This is a genomic window from Rhodococcus sp. IEGM 1330 (assembly GCF_033142445.1).
In the GTDB taxonomy this organism is placed as follows: Bacteria; Actinomycetota; Actinomycetes; order Mycobacteriales; family Mycobacteriaceae; genus Rhodococcoides.
The window spans coordinates 237,230-260,793 of sequence record NZ_JAWLSB010000008.1 but is presented as its reverse complement, the minus strand read 5'-3'; the positions used below and the strand labels follow the sequence as shown (position 1 = coordinate 260,793).

The 23,564-nt window shown below is 65.9% G+C and carries 12 protein-coding genes; 7 read left to right on the top strand and 5 right to left on the bottom strand.

Annotated elements, in window-relative coordinates; genetic code table 11:
• Positions 1 to 24 precede the first annotated feature (24 nt).
• Positions 25 to 1,377 (top strand): cytochrome P450, encoded by a 1,353-nt coding sequence (locus tag R4P57_RS19430; protein WP_317804467.1) that lies wholly within the window; start codon positions 25 to 27, stop codon positions 1,375 to 1,377.
• A 2-nt stretch (positions 1,378 to 1,379) separates the two neighbouring features.
• On the opposite strand, the gene R4P57_RS19425 is transcribed toward R4P57_RS19430, so the two are convergent.
• From R4P57_RS19425 to R4P57_RS19405, 5 genes are all read right to left on the bottom strand, one after another.
• Positions 1,380 to 2,243 carry an alpha/beta hydrolase gene (locus R4P57_RS19425; protein WP_317804466.1) on the bottom strand — a complete coding sequence of 288 codons (864 nt, stop codon included), beginning with the start codon at positions 2,241 to 2,243 and terminating at the stop codon, positions 1,380 to 1,382.
• Between the two features lie 48 nt (positions 2,244 to 2,291).
• Positions 2,292 to 2,588: an antibiotic biosynthesis monooxygenase gene (locus R4P57_RS19420; protein ID WP_317804465.1), complete on the bottom strand. Its 297-nt coding sequence runs from the start codon at positions 2,586 to 2,588 to the stop codon at positions 2,292 to 2,294.
• 51 nt (positions 2,589 to 2,639) lie between these two features.
• The gene (locus R4P57_RS19415; protein WP_317804464.1) at positions 2,640 to 3,287 is read right to left on the bottom strand and encodes a response regulator transcription factor; all 648 of its coding nucleotides are present in this window, start codon (positions 3,285 to 3,287) and stop codon (positions 2,640 to 2,642) included.
• Positions 3,284 to 4,363 carry a sensor histidine kinase gene (locus tag R4P57_RS19410; RefSeq protein WP_317804463.1) on the bottom strand — a complete coding sequence of 360 codons (1,080 nt, stop codon included), beginning with the start codon at positions 4,361 to 4,363 and terminating at the stop codon, positions 3,284 to 3,286. The genes R4P57_RS19415 and R4P57_RS19410 overlap by 4 nt, the downstream gene beginning before the upstream one ends.
• Before the next feature lie 240 nt (positions 4,364 to 4,603).
• Positions 4,604 to 5,542 carry a UbiA family prenyltransferase gene (locus tag R4P57_RS19405; protein ID WP_317804462.1) on the bottom strand — a complete coding sequence of 313 codons (939 nt, stop codon included), beginning with the start codon at positions 5,540 to 5,542 and terminating at the stop codon, positions 4,604 to 4,606.
• Positions 5,543 to 5,765: 223 nt separating this feature from the next.
• Here R4P57_RS19405 and R4P57_RS19400 point away from each other — a divergent pair, with 223 nt between their 5' ends.
• From R4P57_RS19400 to R4P57_RS19375, 6 genes are all read left to right on the top strand, one after another.
• A complete protein-coding gene (locus R4P57_RS19400) occupies positions 5,766 to 5,930 on the top strand; it encodes a hypothetical protein (RefSeq protein ID WP_317804460.1) in 165 nt (54 codons plus the stop codon).
• A 97-nt stretch (positions 5,931 to 6,027) separates the two neighbouring features.
• Entirely contained in the window at positions 6,028 to 14,562 is an 8,535-nt protein-coding gene (locus tag R4P57_RS19395) for an AMP-binding protein (RefSeq protein WP_317804459.1), read from the top strand.
• Positions 14,559 to 15,479: a TauD/TfdA family dioxygenase gene (locus tag R4P57_RS19390; protein WP_317804458.1), complete on the top strand. Its 921-nt coding sequence runs from the start codon at positions 14,559 to 14,561 to the stop codon at positions 15,477 to 15,479. The genes R4P57_RS19395 and R4P57_RS19390 overlap by 4 nt, the downstream gene beginning before the upstream one ends.
• Positions 15,476 to 17,572, top strand: coding sequence for a non-ribosomal peptide synthetase (locus R4P57_RS19385; protein WP_317804457.1), 2,097 nt, complete (start codon positions 15,476 to 15,478; stop codon positions 17,570 to 17,572). Before R4P57_RS19390 ends, R4P57_RS19385 begins: the two co-directional genes overlap by 4 nt.
• Complete coding sequence (locus tag R4P57_RS19380) at positions 17,569 to 21,912, top strand: condensation domain-containing protein (protein ID WP_317804456.1); 4,344 nt, start codon at positions 17,569 to 17,571, stop codon at positions 21,910 to 21,912. The genes R4P57_RS19385 and R4P57_RS19380 overlap by 4 nt, the downstream gene beginning before the upstream one ends.
• Entirely contained in the window at positions 21,909 to 23,522 is a 1,614-nt protein-coding gene (locus R4P57_RS19375; protein ID WP_317804455.1) for a cyclic peptide export ABC transporter, read from the top strand. Before R4P57_RS19380 ends, R4P57_RS19375 begins: the two co-directional genes overlap by 4 nt.
• Positions 23,523 to 23,564: the final 42 nt, after the last annotated feature.

The following is a 23,564-nucleotide window of genomic DNA, read 5'->3' as shown; positions in this document are numbered from 1 at the left end:
CTGTCAGATTGACGGAGGTAGACGATGGCACGTGCTCTGGCTGCTCCACCTGCTGATTCAACGCTCCAACCGGTATACGGCGACGGCGGCATGCCCGTCGTGGGCCACACCCTGGAGTACATCCGTGACCCCTTGAAACTGCTCGGGAGTCGGTGGGAGAAATACGGCGAGGTGTCGTGGCTGACTATGGCCGGGCAGAAGTGGATCACCGTTCTCGGTCCGGACGCATGCCAAGAGGTGTTGCAGAACGCCGACAAGGCTTTCGCGAACGGTGACGGCTGGTCTCTGCTGATCGGCCCGTTCTTTCACGGCGGATTGATGTTGCTCGACTCGGACGAGCATCTGAAGCATCGACGAATCATGCAGCAGGCCTTCACGAGGGACCGACTCACCAAGTCCGTCGAGGCATTGAATCCTGTCACCGCAACGGGTTTGGACGCGTGGCAGGGCGGGCGCGACGTCCAGGTCTACCCGGCGCTCAAGGCGTTGACCCTGGAGGTGGCAACGAGCATCTTCATGGGCGGCGCCGAGGGCAGCACCGAAGCCGAGATAGCCGAGCTCAACTCGAGTTTCGTGGCGTGCGTTCAGGCCGCGACGTCGATCGTGCGCTATCGAGTGCCGGGAACCCGATGGAAGCGTGGCCTCGATGGCCGGGTCATGCTCGAGCAGTTCTTCCGGCGCTACCTACCAGCGCGGCGAGCCACCGAGACCGACGACCTGTTCTCGGTTCTGTGCCACATCGAGGGGAACGACGGCGAGCGTTTCTCCGACGACGACGTGATCGACCACATGATCTTCCTGCTGATGGCCGCGCACGACACGTCGACGATCACGCTGTCGACGATGATGCAGTACCTCGGCCAGCATCCGGAGTGGCAGGACAAGTGCCGTGCCGAGTCCGAGGCGCTCGGCACCGATGCTCCGACACTCGCGCAACTCGACGAACTCGCGAGCGTAGATCTGGTCATGAAGGAATGTCTGCGGTTGGTCTCGCCCACGCCGGTGGTGGCGCGACGCGCTGTCAAAGACACCGAGGTGCAGGGAAAGTTCGTACCCGCGGGGACGTACGCGTCGGTCGCGCCGCACTTCACGCACCACATGGAGCAGTACTGGCCCGACCCCGAGAAGTTCGACCCCGGCCGGTTCGCCGACGACCGCCGTGAGGACAAGGTGCACCGCTACGCGTGGGAGCCGTTCGGCGGAGGCGTGCACAAGTGCATCGGCATGTTCTTCGCGGGTGCGGAGATCAAGACGATCATGCATCATCTGCTGCTGCGGTTCGACTGGTCGGTCGACCCCGATTACGTTGCGCCGCTGAACTTCACGTCGCTGCCCTTCCCGGAGGACGGGCAGCCCGTGCAGCTACGAAAGCGGTAGGTCTATCCGGTGCGGTCGGTGAGCCAGCCGATGATGTTCGCGGTGATCTCGTCTCGGTTGGTCTCGTTGAGGATTTCGTGGCGAGCGCCGGGGTAGAGGGTGACGGTCACGTCGCTCATCCCGGCCTCGCGGTACCGGGCGGCGAGGGTCTCGATCAACTGTCCGCCGCCGGCGAGCGGGTCGTCGGTTCCCGAGGTGATGAGTAGCGGTAGGTCGGAGCGGATCTGCTCGAGGTTGTGCGGGTCGGCCAGCTTGTCGGCCTCACCGAACAACGCGGGGACCGTCGACTCCGGGAGGTCGAAACCGCACAGAGGATCGGCGACGTACGCGTCCACTTCTGCCTCGTCGCGGGTGAGCCACTCGTATCCGGTGCGATGCTCGAAGGCGGCGTTGAACACGCTCAGGTCGCCCGCGGGGGAGTCGGCCATTCCGGCCGCGAGGATGTTCAACGTCGTCGAACCCGAGAGCACCACACCCTCGTACAGATCAGATCGTTCGATAAGAACATGCTGCGCGGCAAACGAACCCATCGAATGGGCGAACAAGAACAGTGGCAGGTCCGGGTACTCGGTCAGCAACGACTCGCCCAACTGCTCGATGTCGGCCCACAACCCCGCGAACGCGGCGGCACCGAAATCGCCAGGGGTGTCGACGATCGACTCTCCGTGGCCGCGATGATCGGACGCGACGACGTGAAATCCGGCGTCGTTCAGTGCAGCGGCGAATCGGGCATAGCGGCTGCCGTGCTCGGCGAGTCCGTGCGCGATCTGCACGACGCCGCGGGCAGGATCGGCCGAGGTGGTCCAGGTGTAGGTGCTGATCTCGATGTCGTCCTGCTTGGATACGAACGACGAAGCGTTGGCCACGAAAATCTCCTCGGAGCGGGCGACGGGGACGAGACTCGAACTTATCTCCTAGGCGTTCTCTATCGGGTCGAAATGCTCGACGACGGGGAAGGGTTCGTAGAAGTGATGCAGCAGCGTCTTCCACTCCTGGTACTCGGCTGACTGCCTGAAGCCCTCGGTGTGGTCTTCGAGGCGTTCCCACTCCACCAGCAGCAGATACGTATTCGGCTGCTCGATGCCCCGTGAGAGTGTCAGGTTCACGAACCCCGGCATCGAGGAGATGATCGATTTCGCGTCGGCGAAGGCGACCTCGAATTCCTCGGTTCGGTGGGGAATGACATGCAGCAGGGCGTGTTCGACGATCATCGGGACAGTATGCGAGGCGCAGTCCGGAACCGGTTCGGCGGGCCTGCGGCTCTAGACGCCCGGAATGCCGAACGCCGTGGCCTTACGGACGCAATCCACGCGTGACACAGCACCGAGCTTTGCGTAGATGTTGGTCAGGTGGCGTTTCACGGTGGATTCCGTGATTCCGAGTTCTCGCCCGATCTGCCAGTTGGAACGTGCCTCGGCCAAGAGGTGTAGAACTTCGAGTTCTCTGGGCGACAACAGGTTCGGCGGTCCGGGCGTCTCGGAGTCGAGCGCGTGGCTGATCGAATCGCGAGACGTGGAGAGCAGTACGTTGTCCGGACTTCGCTGGACCGAGTGCAACCCGGCGATCAGCTGATCTCGCGCGACGGTTTTGGAAAGAAATGCCGATGCCCCAGCATCGAGCAGGCTGCGCAACAGTTCGGCATCCTGATGCATCGACAGGACGACGATGGAGACGGTCGGTGCTGCGGCGCGAATCGCCGTCACCACCGCGTGCGCTCCTGGGCCCGGCATTTCGATGTCGACCACGGCGATGTCCGGAACGTCTCGAGTGATCACCTCGATGGCGCTCGTTCCGTCCGGGCACTGCGCGACCACCGTGAACGCGGGGTCGGTCTCGATCAACGCTGCGAGACCGTCGCGGAAGAGTGTGTGGTCGTCGGCGAGGATCACCCGGATGGCGTGCCCGGTCACCACCGGTTCCTCCCGAGCGACTCGGCGGTGCGGTCGAGCAACGGCAGCTGAACCTCGACCGTGGTCCCGCACCCCGGATCGGCTGTGATGACGGCGCGCCCACCGAGCAACTCGGCGCGTTCGCGAATCGACGCCAGTCCGCCCACGATCTTGATCGCGGTGACGGCTCCGACGTCGAAGCCGCACCCGTTGTCGCGGACGACGGCGCGCAGTCTGTCCTGCTGGGTGGCGAGTTCGACGGTGATCGCGTCCGGCTTCCCATGGATGATGGCGTTACGGATCGCCTCTCGGAGTAGGAGGTAGAGCTCCTGAGCAACTTCGTCCGCCAGGCCCGGTTCCTGCCCGTCCACCGTCACTTCGGAGACCGTTCCTTCGGGGACGGTCGATTCCAAGTAGGACGCCAACGACTGGCTCAGTGATTCGTCGCCCAAGCGAACCCACAGATCCGCCGACACCTGCCGAGTGCTGTCGAAGCTCGACTTGATCGACTCGCGTGCGGTGGAGAGGTGGGCTTCGGCTCGAACTGGATCGCGCGTGCGGTAATGGTCGTAGAGGTCGAGTTGTTGGAGGGCGGCACCCATTCCGTGCGCAATACGGTCGTGTAGGTCGCGGGCGATCCGACTACGCTCGTCCTGCTGCGAGGACAGGAGCTTGGTCAGGAGATAGTTGACGTACGGGATCGATCCGACCGCCAACCGTTCCTGGATCTCACGTTGCAGAGCGGTTCCCAGGGCGACGACGGTATCGGTCGCGGTCGGTGGGTCGACCGCCTCGACGAGTACGGGAAACAGGGCTTCGAACATCAACGTGGCCGCTGCCAGCGATTGGGTCGGGTGAATGCCTGATCTGGCGCGCTGCTCACCGATCGCTTCGCTCGGATCGGGCGAGAGCAGCGTCGATGTCGGTGTGCCGAAAGCGTCGAACGCTGTAGCGACGACGCGCACCACGGCTTCGGCCTGACGCGTCAGCTGCAATTGCAACGATCGATCGGTCAGGACCGGGCTTCCCGAACCGTCGAGAAGGGTTGTGTACGCCGCGACCGCGCGCTCGACGAGTCGATGTGGCTCGACACTCACTTCGTTCGCCCCCGCCCTGGAGAACCGGACGGATCAGGCCCTGAAAAGCCTGATTCGCGACGCCGATCCCGATCGCGTCATATTAGCGGGACAAACAGCGCAATTGGTACCGAGTGCGCGCATACCCGCACGTCGAGACGCTTCCGTTCGGGACTTCGCCCGAAGCGGTTCACCTGTCGGTCACCGGTGGTTCGCTGCGTAGTCGGGTCGGACATCGAATCCGGTGCTACCGGGTGTCGATCACAGCAGCATGCACAGCGCGCCCGTGTGCGCACCGTATTGCGAGTACATGAAGGCGTTGTAGGGGGTGCGCGCATGCCATCGACGCGATCGTTCGGCTACGGCGCATGCGGCTGTCGCCGCTACTCCGCAGCCCAAGACGAGTGCGGGGACGATGAGACGTTCCTCGACTGTCCACGCCGAGACGACGAATGCGACGCAGATGATTCCGGCCAGCGACGCGATGACCAGACAGGTACCGCGTTCGCTCCACATCGCCAGCGTCGACCGGCCGGCGGCCCTGTCACCCTCGACGTCGGACAGGTCCTTGGCCAGACCTCCCACCCCCATCCACGCGGACATCGCAATCGCGAACACGATCACGGCCGGCGAGACTTCGGTGCCGGCCGCACAGACTCCGGCGGCATAGGTCGTGAGCCCGCCTCCGAACACCGAGATCTGGACCCCCCACACGCTGTTCTTCAACGGCGCGGGCCCGGCGGAATACAGAAAGCCCAGGGCGAGCATGATCAGCGCCGGCACCAGGACCGATCGGCCGGCCGACGAGCACAGAATCACACCCGCGCACGCCAGGGCAGGAACCAGCTGGCGAGCCACTCCTGCATCGAGTGTTCCCTGCGCAAGTGGTCGCGAGGATCCGTTCACCCGATCCTCGACTCGGTCGGCGAGACCGTTGAGCAGATAGATCGACCACGTGATGCACAGCCACCCCGCACAGCACAGTGCGACGGCCGTCCACCGGGGAACAGCTCCGGCGTCGAGCGAAGCCACGGCGACGACCGCGATTATCCGAAGCTGGAAGATGATCTGCACCGCGGGGCGAGCTTCGGACCAGGCGGAGCGGATCGACGACCGCAGCGGCCGATCCGGCGCAGCGGCGGCGGCGAGGTGACTCGGCGATGCAGTGCTGGGACCGACTGTTCCGCTACCGGTGGCCATGCGTCGATCGTCTACGGCCGGGTGACGCACGTCTATGGCCCGAGGGTCGTAGTCCACTACGACCTTGGTCGTAGTGGAGGGTGCACCTTCGCGGCGACCTCATTGGCTTTCCGCTTTCTGCCACTTAGCTTTTGAAGTGCAACACCGCATTCGACGGAATCGGAACCCGGCGCACGAGAACGACAGTCGCCGACTCTCATCGGCCTACGAAGGTGGAATGCTCGTGAACACGGACTATGTCTGGTTGGCCCTCGGATGGATGGCCTTCATCGCCATCATCATCGTGGTGGTCGTCGTTGCACTGGTGGTCCTGGTACGCGGACGCCAGACGGCATCCCGATCGGCCGATCACCGCACGGTTCCGGCGAAGAACGACCCGGCGGAGTAGAGCCCCGGACCAGAGCTGTACCCCGCATTGCACCGTCGGAGCCGATGCGCGTCGCGCCTTCGGTGATCTCGACGCCAGCCCATGGGAGATCTGCGAGATGAATCGATTGACCGCCGCTCAGTCGGCGATGCTGTTCGACCAGATCGCCGAACCCACGGATGTGGGGAACAACGTCGTGGCGTCCGTCATCGTTGCGAGTGTGGCATCGGCGTCGGCGCACCGATCGGCGTGGGAGGACGCCCTGCGACGCCACCCGGTTCTGACGAGCCGAATTGTGGCTCACGACAGCGGGTTCCGATTCCAGACGACCGACCGGTCGATGTCGGTCGACGTTGCTCAGGTGCCCGATGTGCGAGACCGGAGCGTGCGAGAGGATCTCGCGCTTCGTGCGATGCAACCGTTCGACCTGTTCGCCGGCCCCCTCGTCCGCGCGGCAGTCCGTTGTGACGGACACCGTGCCGTGGTGTCGCTGGTGGTTCATCACATCTTGATCGACGTCGCGAGCGCACCACTGATTCTCAACGAATACTTCGCGAACCTGCGAGCGCTCGAATTCGGCGAACCGGGAACGACGATCGATCCCGGAGCGAACTTCGAGCAGTTCGTCGACGCCGAGCAGGCCTACCTGCGATCCGCCGACGCGGAAGCAGACCGAGCGTACTGGCGTGCTGCAGTAGAGGGCTACTCGAACGATCCGTTGGCCGATCTGCCGACCTCGACCGACCCCGCTCACGACCCTCTCGAACCGTTCGTGCGATTCGAGGCCGAGCCCGACGTCGCCGAAGCTCTTCGCGCGCATGCGAAGACGGCCGCTGTGTCGCCGGCCGCACTGTTCCTCGCAGCCTTCCAACGCGCTCTCGCCGCTGTCTCGACCTCCACCGTCGCCGACGTCGCTGTCGGAATGCCGGTGCTGCAGCGCGACGAACGACATCTGACGACGCTGGGCAGCTTCACCCAACTCGCAGTAGCGCGTTCGCGTGTCGGGCTGTCGTTCGACGACGACCTTCGTGCAGCAGGCGCGGCCATTGCGGGGGCCAGGCGCCACGGACGCCTTCCGCTCTCGGAATACGCACAGTACGCCGACGAACCGTCACACCTGACTCGCACCACCTTTCTCTACGAACCGTCGCATCTGGCGTTCGGCACTGCCTTCGTTCTCGGTGATCGATGGGAGTTCGACCTGTCGGGTTATCGGGCAAACCCGTATCCGGTGCCCTCGCAGACCGGCCAATTCGATCTGAGATTCCAGGTCGGACTGGTGCACGGAAGATACGTCTGTGCAGTGCATTTCGGACCGCGGTATCACCGTGCCGCGGTGCTGATCGCCGAACACATCCGAGACGATCTCCAGCGCATATCGGGACCGGCGTCCGTCGCTTTCGTCGAACCGGGTCGATTCGGTTCGGGTTGGGTGCATCCGGCCGATCGCGAGCCTGCCCCGCCACCTGCCGATGTGATCGCACGAATCGGCGACATCGCACGTTCGCACCCCAACCGGTCCGCAGTGTCGGCCGGTTCGGCCAGGCTGAATTACGCAGACCTGTGGCATTCGGCGAGTCGGGTGGCCCGTCTGCTGAGCGGTCGACGGGGCGAGCTCGTGGCCGTGTCGATGCCCAAGGAGCCCGACACCGTGGCCGCAATGCTCGGGGTGATGTTGTCCGGCAACGCTTTCGTCGTCGTGGATCCGACGTATCCCGAGCAGCGGCGCGCCATCATGCTCGCCGGTATCGACGTGGTCGTCGTCGCTACCGGTACCAGGGGCGCGATTCCCGAGACGTTCGCAGGGGCCGTCGTCGAACACGGCGGAGCGGTTGGGAGTCCCACGGCCGGTGCGCTCCCGATACCCGACCGCACACCTCCGACGCGTGCTGCGTACGCCGTTCACACCTCGGGATCGACCGGACGGCCGAAACGGGTGCTCGTCGGTCGCACAGCTCTGGCGTACTCCACGGCTGCGCGTGATGTCGTGTACGACGAAGAGCCGCAACGCTTTCTGCACCTGTCATCGCTGTCGTTCGACAGTGCATACGCCGGTCTGTTCTGGACGTTGGTGCGCGGCGGTGAGCTGTTGCTCGTCGACACGGGGCAGCCGCGCTCGACCGCAGAACTGGCCGATATCGTCGCCCATCGTGGTGTCACCCACGTACTCGCCATCCCGTCGCTGTACGAGGCACTGCTCGACGAGTCCGCGAGCCTGTTCTCGCTGCGACAGGTGATCGTCGCGGGCGAGGAGTGCACCGAGGCTCTGGTCGATCGACACGATGCGAGACTTCCCGGTGCCACGCTGACCAACGAGTACGGGCCGTCCGAAAGTGCGATCTGGTCGACCGCCGATCACGTCGCGGCGAGCGAGCCGGTCACGATCGGGCGAGCAGTCCCCGGTATCGGTACCCGCGTGGTCGATGAATCCGGTCGCCCGGTCCTGGCAGGATCGTCCGGAGAACTTCACCTGACCGGCACACTGGCGTACGGATACGACGGCGACCCGCGCACAACGGCCGACAAGTTTCGGCCCGATCCGTGGGGGACCGGCGGACGGCGGGTGTACGCAACCGGGGACCGAGTGCGGATCGGATCCGACGGTCGGCTGGTGTTCGACGGCCGAGTCGACGAGCAGTTCAAGATCTCCGGGTTTCGTATCGAACCGCGCGAGGTCGAAGCGGTGGTGCGTCGGATCACCGGGCATCAGTGCGTCGCGGGTGTCGCGACGGGGCCTGGTGGGCGCCGCGACCTCGTCATCGCCGTCGACGATGCCGTGTTCGCCGACCTGGATGTCGAATCGATGCTCTCGCGTATTCGCGAGGAGGTGCCTGCACATCTCGCGCCGCGCGCTGTGAGGGCCGTCGAGTCCATCCCGCGCAGTGTGAACGGCAAGGTGGACAGGCGTGCGGTTGCGGCACTGTTGTCCGAGGTCGCGGTCCCGACGACCGAGCGCGATGCGGCCGATGTGCCGTCGACCGACACCGACGGCCTTCTCCTGGATGCGGTTCGGCATGCGTTGTCGCGTGACGTCGACGCGAGCCGAACGTTCGTCGAACATGGCGGTGACTCGATCGCCGCTATGCGGGTCGTGGGTTTTCTGCATCGACGGGGTGTGCAGCTGTCACCTCGCCGACTCCTGGCACCGGTACCGCTACGCGAACTGTCGCTCGTCGCCGGCCAGGAGGTGGTTCCCTCCGTACGGCCCACCGGCGATCGGACGGATGCTCTCGCCACCAGCCGTGCTCAACGAGCGATGCTGCTGCAGACCGCGCAGGCGTCGTCACCGGGGGTCTACGTCGAGCAATTGGTGCTCGAACTGTCGGGTGATGTCGACGTTGTCCGTCTCGCCGCCGCGTGGCGAGCAGTGTTCGACGCCTTCCCGATCCTCGGTGCGCACGCCACTGCGGCCCCGTACCTCACCCTCGACACCGGACGAGCAGGCACCGTTCCGATCGACGTCCGTCACGAGGTCGTGAATTGGACCGACGTGCTGACCGAAGATCGTGCGCGCGGCTTCACCCTGCCGGTCGACCCTCTCTCGCGGGTGATGATCGCGCCGGGCGCGGACGGTGTGCGGGTCCTGTGGACTCATCACCACGCAATCGCCGACGGTTGGTCCCTTCCGGTGATCGTCGCCGGACTCGCGGCCGCGTACCACTCGGGCGACGTCGGCGAGAGACAGGCCGGATTCGAGTCGTCGGCGGACGAGTCCGTTGCCGCCCATCGATCGAGTGCACGCCCTCTGGTGGAGAGGCTGTCCTCGCCGACGGAGCACGAACTCGGTGCCACCCGGACCCACACGATCACTCCACCAGTCGATCTCGACGTCGTGGCCGACCGACTCGGCATCACCGAGGCCGCACTGGTCAACACGGTGTGGTCGCTGGTGCTCGGAAGTGTCTTCGGAGTCCAGACCGTCGAGCACGGCATGGTCGGCAGCGGCCGTCACATCGGCACACCGGGGATGGATCGCGCGGTGGGCATGTTCGTGCGGATCGACCCGATCACCTCGACGTGGACCGACGCCACCGAACTCACCGACCTCGGTGCTCACGTCGCCGATCAGGTGGCCGCCGCGATGGACGGACCTGTTGCCACCGGATGGGCACCGGAGACCCTTGTCGTCGTCGAGAACTATCCGCTCGATCCGTCGGCGCTCTCGTTCGGACCGGGGATCGAGACGGCATCGGTTGAGCTCGTCGAACAGACCGAGTTCGCACTGGTTCTGCAGTACCGGACATGGCCGACGAGCGCGCTCCACCTGCATGTCGACACCACGACGGTCTCGCCCGCGGCCGCAGCTGCCGTGGCTCGACGAGTTCGAGCCGTGCTGTCGGGGCTGGCCACTGCCACGGGTGACACCCCGGTGGCGGCTATTCTGGCCGCCCCCGCGAACCGAGAGGTCGATCACGCTGTCGAACAATCGGTTTCGATGGTCGAGAGATTCGCCGAGAACGCGCGGATACATCCCGCTCGGATTGCCCTGGTCGACGGTCGCGTCCGCTCGACCTACGCCGAACTCGACGAGCTTCGTCGACACGACGCGGCTCGATTGCGTGCGGTCGGTGTCGCGCCAGGGCACGTGGTGGCCGTCCACGCACCGGCGTCCGTTTCGCTGGCCCGTACGCTTCTCGCGATCGCGACGGTGGGTGCCACCTGGATGGTTGTCGACGACGACCTTCCGGCCCAGCGAGTCGACGCCATGCTCGCCCGATCCGGTGCGCACTGGTCGTTGGTGCCGGGCGAGCAGGCCGTGCGGTCGACCGTGGCGCTGCCGAGATCCGAGGCGAGCTCGGCCGACCATCTCGCGTACCTGATCTTCACGTCCGGCACCACCGGTGAGCCCAAGGTGATCGCCGTGGAGCACGGCGCACTTGCTCGCCATCTTTCCGGTACGTGCGCGCGTTTCGACTATCGGCCGACCGACGTCGTGTTGGTGTTCGGCTCGGTGGCGTTCGATGCGTCGCTCGAACAGTTGTTGGGTGCACTGTATGTCGGCGCGACGGCGGTGGGCAGACCGAAGAACATCGTTGCGCCGATCGAACTCGCCCAGTTCCTGAACGAGTTCGCCGTCACTGTCTTCAATCCGCCCACGGGCTATTGGACCCAGTTCGTCTCCGCCGCGCTGCCCCCTACTGTGCGCACGGTCATCGTCGGGGGAGAGGCGTTGCCGGCGTGGGCAACTCGCGTACCGGACGGTGTGGCGCTCTGGAATGCCTACGGCCCGACGGAGGCGGTGGTGACGGCGCTCGCCCACCGCGTCGACGGCCGGTCGATCGATCCGCTCCCGATCGGCACGTCGCAGCCGGGCCGCGGTTCGGCGGTCCTCGGCCCCGACCTGCTGCGGGTCGCCGACGGCGTGATCGGCGAGATCTGGCTGACCGGCATTCTGGCAGCAGGCTATCTGGGAGACCCCAGAAGTACGGCCGATGCGTTCCGGCCGAACGCGGCCACCGGAGCATCGGCGGGCGAACGCATGTACCGCACTGCAGATCTGGGGTTCAGGGCTGCGGACGGTTCGATCACGTTCGTCGGCCGGGTCGACCGTCAGGCCAAGGTTCGAGGATACCGAGTCGATCCGGCCGAGATCGAGACCGCGGCTGTTGCGGTGGACGGCGTGGTCTCGGCGCGCGCACTGCTCGTCGCACCCAGCGACGGTGTGGCGGTACGCATCGAATGTGTTGTCGTGGTTCGAGACAGGGACGCTCGGTCCGTTCGTGCGGCAATGGGGACGACCCTGCCTGCCCATCTGGTGCCGGCGCGTGTGCACGTGGTCCCCGAGTTGCCGCTGACCCGAAACGGGAAAGTGGACGACGTCGCGTTGCGGACTCGGATTCTCGCCGGTACCTCAGCCGTGGGTGACCCCGGCGACGCCGCCGACATCGACGGCATCGTCACCTCGGCGGTGCGGGAGGTTCTCGGCGTCACCGATCGCACCATCGGGTTCGTTTCCGCCGGTGGCGATTCGCTGCGTGCGCTGGAACTGTCGGCGATAGTGCGGCGCAGCGGTGTCGTACTCGACGTACAGGTAGCCCTCGCCGATGGCACCGTCGATGCCCTGGTGGCAACCGCATCCGTCGACCCGTCTGCCATGGCCGACGGTACCCAGCCGAATCGCAGTCGACTCCTACCGCCGGCAGTGCACTGGTTCAGGGATCGCGTGTCGAGCGAGCCGATCTCACAGTGGAACATGGCAATTCGTCTCGATCTGGACTTTCTGCCGGACAGTGCCCTCGTGGATGCGGCAGTGGCCGAGGTGCTTCGCGTGCACCCCATGCTTCGCGTCCGACTCGAAGAAACGGACTCGGTTCGAGAGTTCGTTCTCGCCGAGGCATGCCCTGTCCTCTTCTTCTTCGACACGGTCGACCACGAAGTGACGAACGCGTGCAAGCGGGTGTTCAACCTGCTGACCCGCCGAGTCGGCATCGACAACGGCACCCCGATCGGTTTCGGCGTCGTCCGAGCGATGGACTCGGGTGCGGCCACGATCATCGTGCTCGCGCATCACCTCGTCATGGATGTCGTGTCCCTGCACATCGTTGCGGGCGACCTGATCGAGGCCATCACGCACGGCAAGGACGGCGCTCGTCTTCCGTCCGAGCGCACCAGCGTTCACGAGTGGGTGCAATGGCTGGCCTCCGACGCGAGCGCGCCCGGCGCGTACGAGCGATGCCGCGCGGCCTACCGAGGATCGACGCCGACGGGCGCTGATGCCGGACGCATCGACGCGGGCACCGAGGGCGACGCGGTCTCGGTACACCGAAGTGTTCCCGCCGCGGTGATCGATGCGGCGACGGCAGCCGTCGGCGCCAGCGTCGAGGAGATCCTGCAGTCGGCGGCGGTCACGGCGTATGCCGAGACAGCAGGCGCATCGCCGGTCGTCATCGAAGTCGAGACGCACGGACGTGAGCTCGATGCGGAGGGTATCGACCTCACCCGAACCGTCGGGTGGTTCACCGGACTGTCCGCAGTTCCGGTGCACCCCGCGACACCGGGTGAGCAGATCGCGGAGATCCGAGCACGGCGAACGTGTCTCGGCACCACTGGCCAGCTGCCCACGGTCTTGCGGTACGTCCTCGGGTCGGACCCGTGCCCGGGAGTGCGTCCACACGTCGGCGTGAACTACGTCGGGCGACTCGACGCCGATCGGACACGCTCGGCGAGTGCGTACGGCGAGGGGCACCTGCGTGCCGCTCACGCCGCGCGACCGGTGGCCGTACAGATCGACGCCTGGTTCAGAGGCGGGGAATTCGTCATGGCGGTCGAACACGTCGACGGTGAGTCGGCGGAACTGCTCGCGGATGCGATCGTCGCGGCGGTGACAGCCGCGTCGACGGCCCGGCCGATTGCGGTCGAGGCCGGACTGTGCGCGATCGATCTGCGCGGCAACACCATCGACGACGTACTTGCCTCCGGGCCTGTCGAGGCCCTCGCGCCGCTCACCGAGGTACAGGAGGCGATGTACCTGCGCAGCGGTTCCGATCCCGGTGCTGCGTACGTCGAGCAGATCGTTCTGAGACTGCCGGACGACGTCGAGGTCGACCGACTGTGTGCAGCCGTCCGATCCGCGGTCGCGGTGATGCCCCTTCTGCGCGGCGACATCGTATGGGAGGGGCTCGCCGATCCGATCCTGGTGGTGCGAGCGCACGCCGAACCGGTCTTCGTGTCCGACGCCCTCGATGCGGGGGTCGAAGTCGATTCTCTTGCAGAAGGTTCGGCGCTCTTTCGAGCCACCATCTCGACCGGTGCGTTGGCCTTGACCTTCCACCATCTCGTCGCCGATGGCTGGACTGTCCGAATGCTGCTGCAGCACATCGACGATCGCTACTTCGATCGACCGGTGCCGACGGAGGCCGATCACCGAATGCTTCTGCACATGGTGGTTTCGGCGAATCGGCAACGACCCCCCTCTCTCGACCGTTCCCCGGCCACGTTGCTGCCACCGCTCGATCCGGACGCACCCGCGGCGGGCCACGGGAACATCGATCTGACCCGCTCCATCGAACCGGGGGCTGCTCGGCAGCTACGGCGGGCTGCCGCCCGACGCGGTGTCACTCTGGCATCACTGGCCCACGCCGGCTGGGCACTGCTGCTCGGCCGGTCCGGTCGGCACGTGCGGTTCGGCAGCGTCGGACAACACCGTCCGGCAGGCCACGACGATTCGCCCGGCATGTACATCGAAACCCGCACGCTCGACGTGCGACTGCCCGCCGATGTCGGCGTTCTGCTGAAGTCGATGCACAGCGCTCTGCGAACAGAGCCCGAATCCGATGTTCACGAACATGATCCGGACGAAGCCGTCATGGCCGGTGTCGGTGCGATGTACGAGACAGCGGTGATCGTCGACGACGCGCGAGGAACCGGTGCGGCCGCAGAGTTTCTCGGTCGCCCCGTCGATGTGCTGTCGACACGTGAACGCACGGGCCTTGCGCTGACCGCGTCGGTGATCGACCACGGCGGCGCGTCGTGCATCGAGGTGACCCTCAACTGCGATCTCGAGCAGGTGACGGAGCAGGACGGACACCGCATCCTGAGTGATCTTCTCGCGATCCTGGCCGACCTCACCGAGCCTTCCGATTCCACGGACCAACGCGTTCCCGATCTGCCCATCAGCACCACAGCCGACTCTGCACCGAGGAGCACACGTTGACCACCACCACCAGCACGGCGATCGACGTCGGGGCCGACGCGACCGCGTGGATCGATTCCCATCTGATCGAACTCCGCGAGATTCTCACGACCGAGGGCGTGCTGCGTCTGCGCGGTCTCGGAGAGGCTGTTCGCGAGTTCGACGCGATCACCGAAGCCGTAACCGGTGCTGCGCCGCTCGAGTACCACGGTGGCGCAACGCCGCGCACCCGAATCGATCGAAACGTGTACTCGTCCACGGATTTCCCGTCCGAGTATGCGATCGATCTGCACTCTGAGATGGCGTACTCGCGAACCTGGCCGCTCTATCTCGCATTCTGCTGTGCTCAACCTGCACGTTCCGGCGGGGCCACTCCGCTTGCATCGACGGTGGAGATCGCCGAGCGAATTCCGAGCGCGCTTGCCGAGCGGCTCCGTCTCCTCGGCATCCGGTACCGGCGCGCCTTTCACCCGCTTCTGGGTACCGACTGGCGCAGCGCGTACGGCGTGAACGACGAGGCCGAGCTTCTCGACGCTGCCGCCCGACGCGGAGAGAACGTACGGATCGACGGTGACGTCGTCACGTCGTCGTGGACCCTGCCTGCATACCGGGACTGCGAGGGCGGCGTCGAGTCGTGGTTCAACCAGATGGTCGCGTTCAACGTGCGCACGCTGCCGTCAGGGGTGCGAGAGGACTTGCTCGACGTCGTGGGTGAGGACGGAATTCCCAAGAACACGCTGCTCGGTGACGGCACGCCGTTCGTCGAATCCGACATCAGCGCGGTGCGCGATGCGGTCGACGCGACGTCCACCGCTGTGCCCTGGGAGGCAGGAGACCTGACCATCGTCGACAATCGCCGCTTCGCACACGGACGGCAGCCGTACACCGGCTCTCGAGAGGTGCGGGTGTGCATGACCGGAGAGGGGAGTTGGGCATGACCGCCGATACGTTGTTCGCTCGTTTGGCCGGGGCCTGGGTCGCGGTCGACGACAGCGCGAGCCACGAACCGAACGGGGTGACGGCGCATGTGGCCGACACCTCCCTCGATGCTGTCGAGACCGCAGTCCATGCTGCGCTGACGCCGTTTCTGTTGGGGGAAGGCACTATCGGTTCGCTGCAGACGACACGCACCGGCACCGGTTGGGTGGTGGAGGCCGGTGACATCACCATCACGGCCACATCCGATCGGGTGGAGGTCTCCAGTCAGGTGGACGGGTGGACGCTCGATTCGTTGGTCGCGTCCTCCATCGCGACCGAAACGGCACGCCGACTCGATGCGGGTATCGCCGGTCACGAGTCCTTGCCCGCGGCGGGAAAGTTCGAGAACGTCGATGTCGTCGAGCGCATCCGCGCGCACGCCCGAATCACACCCGGCCGCATCGCAATTCGATCCGTTTCCGCGACGCTCGACTACGCGGACCTGATCCGTGCCGCCGAGGTGCGGGCCGACGAACTCGATGCATCACGAGCCGGTCAGGTGGTTGCGGTGCGATTCGATCGGTCGATCGGCTCGGTGGTGGAACTGCTCGCAGCCCTGATCTCGGGGCGCGCCTATCTGTTGTTGTCCTCCGACGACGAATCCGGTTATGCCCGTATCGCATCGACCATCGTGTCGGGTCAGGAATCGGCCTCCGGCGAGTTCGATCGAACGTCGGCCTCTGCCGCCGCGTACGTGCAGTTCACGTCGGGAACGTCGGGGAAGCCGAAGGCGATCGTCGTCGAACGGGCTCAGTTGTCGGCCTACTGTGCCTTTCTCGAGGCCGAGGACCTCTGCGGTCCGGGAGTGACCATGCCGGTCCTCAGCGCTCCCGAGTTCGACGCCATCGTCAAGCAGATCTGGGGGCAGCTCACTGCCGGGGGAACGGTGGTGCTGCCCGAGTCGGGCGACGTACTACGGGAGATCGACCGCGCTACTGCAATCGACAACGTGTCGATCAACACGGTGCCGGCCGTGTGGAATCAATTCCTGGACGTGGCGACGCAACATCCGATCACGACGCAGGGAACGCTACTGCTCGGTGGTGAGGCCCTCGATCCGGTTCTGGTCGACCGCACCCGGGCCCTGTGGCCGGGCGTACGTGTCGTCAACCTGTACGGACCATCCGAATGCACCTCCAACGCAACGTGGTTGCGCGAGGTCACCCGCCGGCGCGATCGCACCCCCATCGGCACCGCGATCCGTGGTTCGGTCGCAGTCGTACTCGACGACCTGCTCACCGCCGTGCCCGTAGGCGCGGTCGGGATCCTGCACATCTCGGGCGACAGCGTTGCACGTGGTTACCACGGCGACACGCGTCGCACCGCGGCCTCGTTCCTGCCGATGGCAGTGGACGGCGGAACCGGATCGGGCACCAGGATGTACGCGACCGGCGACCGCGTGCGAGCCACGTCCGACGGGCTGGTCTATCTCGGCCGTACCGATGCCGAAGTGAAGGTCAACGGAGTCCGCACCGACCTCGAGGCTCTGCGCAACGACGTTGCCGTCGTCCCAGGAGTGACGAGAGCCGCCGTGGTCGTGGCGGACGGCGGAATCGAGGTCGTCGTCGAATGCTCACCGCAAGAGCGGGACGAGGTGGTCGCATCGGTGCGAGAACGAGTCGACACCACCTGGCGACGCGAATTGCGCACCAGCCGGGTGCGCTGGGTGGCCGAGATTCCTCGTACCGAGGTGGGCAAGGTCGATGTCTCGGCCCTCGCCCGGCACGCGGACAGGCCGGCGGTGTCGGAAGGCCTCGAACCGACGGCAGCAGCCGCATCGTCCGCTGCACCGCACCGCGTGCTCGAAACGATCTGGACGTCCGTGCTCGGATCCGAGCCGACTCGGTCGTCGTCCATCGTTGCGCTCGGCGGCGATTCGATGAAGCAGCTCAAGATCGTCGCGCTGTACCGGCGCATTCTCAAAGTGGATGTCTCGCTGCACGATTTCAAGCAACGCGACACCCTGGGTGAACACGAGGACCTACTTCTCGAGCGCGTCGATGTCGCCCACCTCGACCGAATGGCCGCATCGTTGAACGGGGCGAAACGGTGAGCGACATCGATCTCCTTCTCGCTGTCGCAGACACGGGCGTCGAGGCGAAGGACGCCACAGACCTGCGGGCACCGAGCCCGTATCAGGAACGGCTCTGGAGAGCGCACTGCGCTGCACCGTCGACCGCATATTCGGTGCCGTGTGTGTTCGATCTGGACGGCGGAGACAGCGCACGCGTGCTCGCGGCGATCCTCGAGGTCCTGGCATCACACGACGTGTTCGCCACGCGCATCGTCGACGCGGACGGACCCGGCTTCGCGCTCGAACCCGTCGGTCCGATCGTTCCCGAGATCGCTGTCGTGGACGACATCGACACCGCGACCGAGGAACTGCTTGCACGTGGGTGGGCGCTCGGACCGTTGGTGCGAGTCGCCCTGTTTCGCCGAGAGGGACGCTCGGACCGCATCGCCATGGTGTTCCACCATGCCGTGATCGACGGCCATTCGGTGTCGCTCCTGATCACCGACATCGCCCGGGAGCTCGCCGAACCGGGTGTGTCCTCGATTCGGACTCGTCCCCGGTACCGCGATGTTGCCCGCGTACGGCGTTCGTCGAGGTCGTGGTGGACGGACCACCTGTCGACGGTGCCGTATCGCCGGGCCTGGCGGCCGTCCGAGCCCGGCGAACCCGTCGTCAGCCGCGGCCCGGTGACGGCCGGTCGCCGGGATGCCGCGAGCTGGTTCACTGCAGTGGCCGTCACGCTGTCGAGGCTGCTCGGCTCGGAGGTTCTGTGCATGTCGGTGCCACTGGCCAACCGTCGAGAGGTCGAGGAATTCGACGTGGTCGGCCCACTCGTGAGCACCGTGCCTGTGGTCGTCGAGGTGTGCGAGTCCGACAGTCTCGGTACGGTTCGTAGCCGCATCGAAGCACTGGTCGAGGATGCGAGCGGGCATGCCGACGTGGATCTGGCAGGCGTGGTGGCCGACCTCCGCCGCGATGACCCCGAGTTCTTTCTGCCGACCGAGGTGTTCGTCAACGTCCAGAGCGCCGATCGATCCGACATCGCACTGGGCGGCGCCACAGCTCGGCCTGTCGCAGTGCACACAGGCGAGATGAAAGCCGCACTGACGGTGAGTATCTCGGCGACCGAAACACCGGAGGTGCAGATCGAGTCGGCGCTGCCGGGTTGGTCGGCGGTGACACACGACGGCATTCGAGACGTTCTGCTCACCGTTCTCGCCGCAGATTCGTCCGTATCCGTCGCGGAACTTTCGGTCGGACTCACAGGTAGGACGGCGTCTCGATCGACGGTCGACACCTCGATTCTCGCGCCGCTGCTGTCCGCGGCCGACGATTCCCGAGTAGCGCTGGTGGCACCCGATCGGACCCTCACGCGCGCGGAGCTGGTTCGGGAAATTCGGGTGCGTGCAGGAGTTCTGACGCAGCACGGCGTGGTCCCCGGAGACGCAGTGCTGTTGTCGGTCGAGCGCGATCACGAGTTCGTGGCATGGGCGGCTGCGATCATGGCGCTCGGAGCAGCGTATGTTCCGGTGGACACTCGGCACGGAGCAGCCCGCATTGCTTCCATTGCGGCACAGTCGAATGCGAAGTCGGGTGTGTTCTCGGACGTCACCCATGCTCCGCCCGGTCTCGACACGATCGACCGCGCACCGGTGGTTCCCGAGGTCGATGCGGTCGATGCGGTCGAGCTGCCGACGGTCGTTTCAGGTCTCCCCGCGTACGTGATCTTCACCTCGGGCACCACCGGCACTCCCAAGGGTGTCCCGGTCACTCACGCCAATCTGTTGGCGCTCCGCGATGCCACTGCCTCGATCATCGAGCCGGGCGACATCGTCTCCGCCGTGCACGCGTTCACCTTCGACTTCAGTGTGTGGGAGATATGGACGGCGCTCTCCCTCGGGGCGCGCGTGGTGATCTACGAGGAGGGCGTCGCTCGCGACCCCTTCGAGTTGGCCGTACGGCTGAACGAGGACAGTGTGAGCGTTGTGTCGCTGACGAACTCGGCGTTCGGATCGCTGATTGCGGCGCGGCCGGTCCTGCCGTCGTTGCGACGCGTGGTGCTCGGCGGCGAGCAGGTCTCGTCCGGCTACGTGCAGCAGTGGCTCGACGCAGTCGAACACCCGGCGGGGCAAGTCGACGTCATCAACATGCTCGGTGCCACCGAGACCACGGTGCACACCACTCAGCGGGTGGTCACCCGAACCGATCTCGAGGCCTCCGCCGTCCAGGTGGGAGAACCGCTCGCACATCTCGACGTCGTCGTGATCGACGCGGCCGGGCGGGCACTGCCGAGGGGCCTCGAAGGCCAGATAACCGTTCGTGGTGCAGGTCTGGCTCTCGGCTATCTCGGACGCGGTCGGCTGACGGCGTCGCGCTTCGTCCCCGATCCGTTTCCCGATGCTCTGCCCGGTTCGAGGCTCTACCTCACCGGCGACAAGGGGCGGTGGCTCGCGCCACGCGAACTGCACGTCGACGGTCGCATCGACTCACAGGTGAAAGTCCGCGGACACCGGATCGAAACGGCCGGGGTCGAGGCTGTGCTCGAGCAACTCTCCGGTGTTCGGCGTGCCTGCGTCGTCGCCCACGAGAACCGGCTGCTCGCGTTCGTCGACGCCGCCGCCGACTGCGCCGATCTGTACGCCGGTGCTGCCGCTGGTCTGGCTGCCTACGAGGTACCCGACCGAATCCATCGCGTGCGTGAGTTCCCGGTGACGGTCAACGGCAAGCTCGATCGTCGAGTGGAATCGCTGACGGCTGTGGCGCTCCAGCCGGAGGTGCGGCAGCGTGGCGAATCGAACTCTGCCCGAGAGTGGTTCGAGCGCGCACTCACCGATGCGCTGGGAGTTCAGGCGCATGACGAAGACCGCTCGTTCCTGGCCAACGGAGGCGATTCGATCCTCGCCGTCCGTCTCGTCAGCGATGTCCGCTCGCGTGGAACAGAACTCGGAATCGGCGATGTACTCGGCGCATCGAGTCTGAGAGAGCTTGCCGCACTCGTTGCAGATCGTGGGCCCAGGACCGAGCCCGAAGACGAAGAGCTGCTGCCGTTCTCGCTGATCGACGCCGACGTTCGTGACGGCCTGCCCTACGACGTGGCCGATGCGTACCCGTTGTCGGCAGCGCAGGAGGGCATGTTGTTCCATATTCGCTCCGATTCGGCCGTTGGGGTCTACCACAACACGGTCAGTGTGCGCATTCGCGGCGGGCTCGATCCATTGGCGTTTCGAGTGGCACTCGCCGATACCGTGCGCAGACACGAGGTGTTGCGCACCTCCGTCGACGAGTGGAGTGCAGCGGAGCCCGTGCAATTGGTGCATCGGCATGTGGCCACGCCCCTGTCGGTGGTCTCGGTGCCTGCCGGTTCGGACGCCGATGCGGTGATCGACGAGATCGTCGCCGCGGAACGAGTGCGCCCGTTCGACCTCGACCGGGCACCGCTGTTTCGTCTCACGCTGGTTCGCGTCGCACCGGGGGAGGACCAGCTGATCATCAGCGACAGCCACCTCGTGCTGGACGGGTGGAGTTGGACCTCGACCCTGGCCGAGGTCGTCGACAGGCACAATGCTCTGCTCCGACGAGATCAGGCGTACGACACCGCGTACCCACCCGTACCCGTCAAGTTCGTCGATTTCGTTGCAGCCGAACGACGTGCGCGATCGTCCGCAGCGGCATCGCGGGCCTGGGCCGAGCACCTACGCGGCGTCCGGCCGCGACGGGTGGCCGATGTTCGCAGCATCGTTGACAGAGACGTCCGACGCACCGAGATCAACGCCGATGCGCTGCGTGAACGTGCCGCAGCCGCAGGTGTTTCGGTTCGTCACCTCGCGATGGCGGTGCACGTTCACGCGCTTGCCGACGTTTTCGGCGATCGTGAACTGGTCACCGGTACAACCGCGAACGGCCGCCTCGAGAGGGAGGGCGGTGTCGACGCCCGCGGGATGTTTCTGAACATGCTGCCGCTGCAGCTGCGTGCCCTGGCCGATCCGATCGTGACAGCGGAGCAATGCGCTCGCATCGAGGCAGCCTTGATGCCGCATCGACGCCTGCCGAACGTGGACATCACGACGGCCGTCGGCAAGGGGCCGTTGTTCGACTACGGATTCAATTTCGTTCGTTTCCATCGTCTTTCGGACATCGAGAAGACGCACACGTTCGGCTCGAAGGACGACGATTCCCACTTCTCGCAGGAGGACACCGACTTCGCCCTGATGGCGACGTTCTCTATACACCCACCCGAGCATCGGCTCGCGTTGATGCTCGTCGTCGACACCGCCCGTGTGTCACCGCCGCGGCATGGACGGATCATCCAGGCGTACCGCGCAGCACTCGCCGACGCGGCCACCGCGGGCGACGCCACCGAAGGAGACACCTCGTCATGAAAACACTGCTCGCAGTTCTACTTCGAGGCGGTCGCGGCATCTCGGCCCTGGCCGTGATTGCGGGAATCGTCACCGGCGTTGCCACCATAGTCATGGTTGCGACCATCACCAGCGCGGTGACCTCCGACACCGGACTCGACGCATTGCCACCGTTCGTCGCGGCGGCCGTCGCGGTACTGCTGTCCGGTGCGTTGGCGTCGAACGCGTTGGTGCGGGTGACGCAGAAGTCGGTCGACCGACTGCGCACGAGGCTCGTCGACGACCTTCTGTCGGTGCCGCTGCGCGGATTCGAGTCGTTCCGCACTGCCCGCGCGATGGCGGTGCTCACCGAGGACCTCGCCGCCGTGGGGCAGGCCGTGCAGTCCTTGCCGTTGCTGCTCATCAACTCGGTGATCGTCATCTGCGCATTGGGCTATGTGGGCATACTCTCGCCCGTTGCGCTGGGAGTGTTGGTGCTGGTCATCGTCGTCGGCGGCAGTGCGTACGCGTTCGCGAACGGCAGAGCCGGAGCTCACATGTACCGAGCCCGGGAAGCTCAGGACGGACTGCACGAGACCTACCAGGCCATCACGCACGGCTTCAAGGACGTCAAGCTCAGCTCCCGGCTGAGGGCATCCCTGGTGGAGCAGGACCTGCGTCGGCAATCGGCCGACTACGCACGCAGTGTCGTCAGAGGTTCCACCGTCAGCCTCGTCACGGGGTACTGGGGGCAGATGCTCTTCCTGGCGTGCGTCGGTGCCGTCGCCTTCGGCGGGGACGCCCTCGGTATTCCGGCGCAGGATCGGGTCGGTGTCGCACTGGCGGTTCTGTACCTCAACACCCCGCTCGTCACCGTGCTCAACATCGGACCGGTTCTGTCGCGCGCCGTCGTGGCACTGCGCCGAATCGGCGAGGTCGCGACACTGCGCGAGGACAGCGAAATCGTCGTCGACGTCGAGCGACCCGCAGTGGTCGACGAGATCGGCGTCGAGGGCATGACTTTCGCGTACAACGCTGCCTCGCCAGGGGAGGCCTTCGCGATCGGACCGGTGACACAGCGGTTCGCCCGCGGAACCATCACCTTCCTCGTGGGCGGAAATGGCAGCGGCAAAAGCACGTTGGGCCGTGTGCTGGCCGGTTTGTACACCCCTGACGGTGGTTCGCTCGAGGTCGACGGCAGTGCGCTCACACCGAACGAGATCGTCGCCTATCGGGAGAACGTCTCGGCGTGCTTCGCCGACTCGTACGTGTTCGGTCGGTTGCGGTCGTCCGATCCCGAGGTCGCCGCGCGTGCCCGCTACTGGTTGCGCGAGCTCGGACTCGACGCGGTAGTCGAGCTCGACGGGGAACGGCTGATCTTCGAGGGACTGTCCAGCGGACAGCGCAAGCGGCTCGCACTCGTGGAAACACTGGCCGACCCGCGCGATGTGGTGGTGCTCGACGAGTGGGCCGCAGAACAGGATCCGGAGAACCGCCACCGCTTCTACACCGACATCCTTCCGCGTATTCGCGACGAAGGCCGCATCGTGATCGTCGTGACCCATGACGATCGCTACTTCGACCTGTGCGATCACCTCGTCAAGCTCGAGCGTGGCGCTCAGGTGCTCGTCGATCAGCCCGTACACAACTGACGCAAGCCATCACGCAACCAGTCGAAGGAACAGGGGATCACA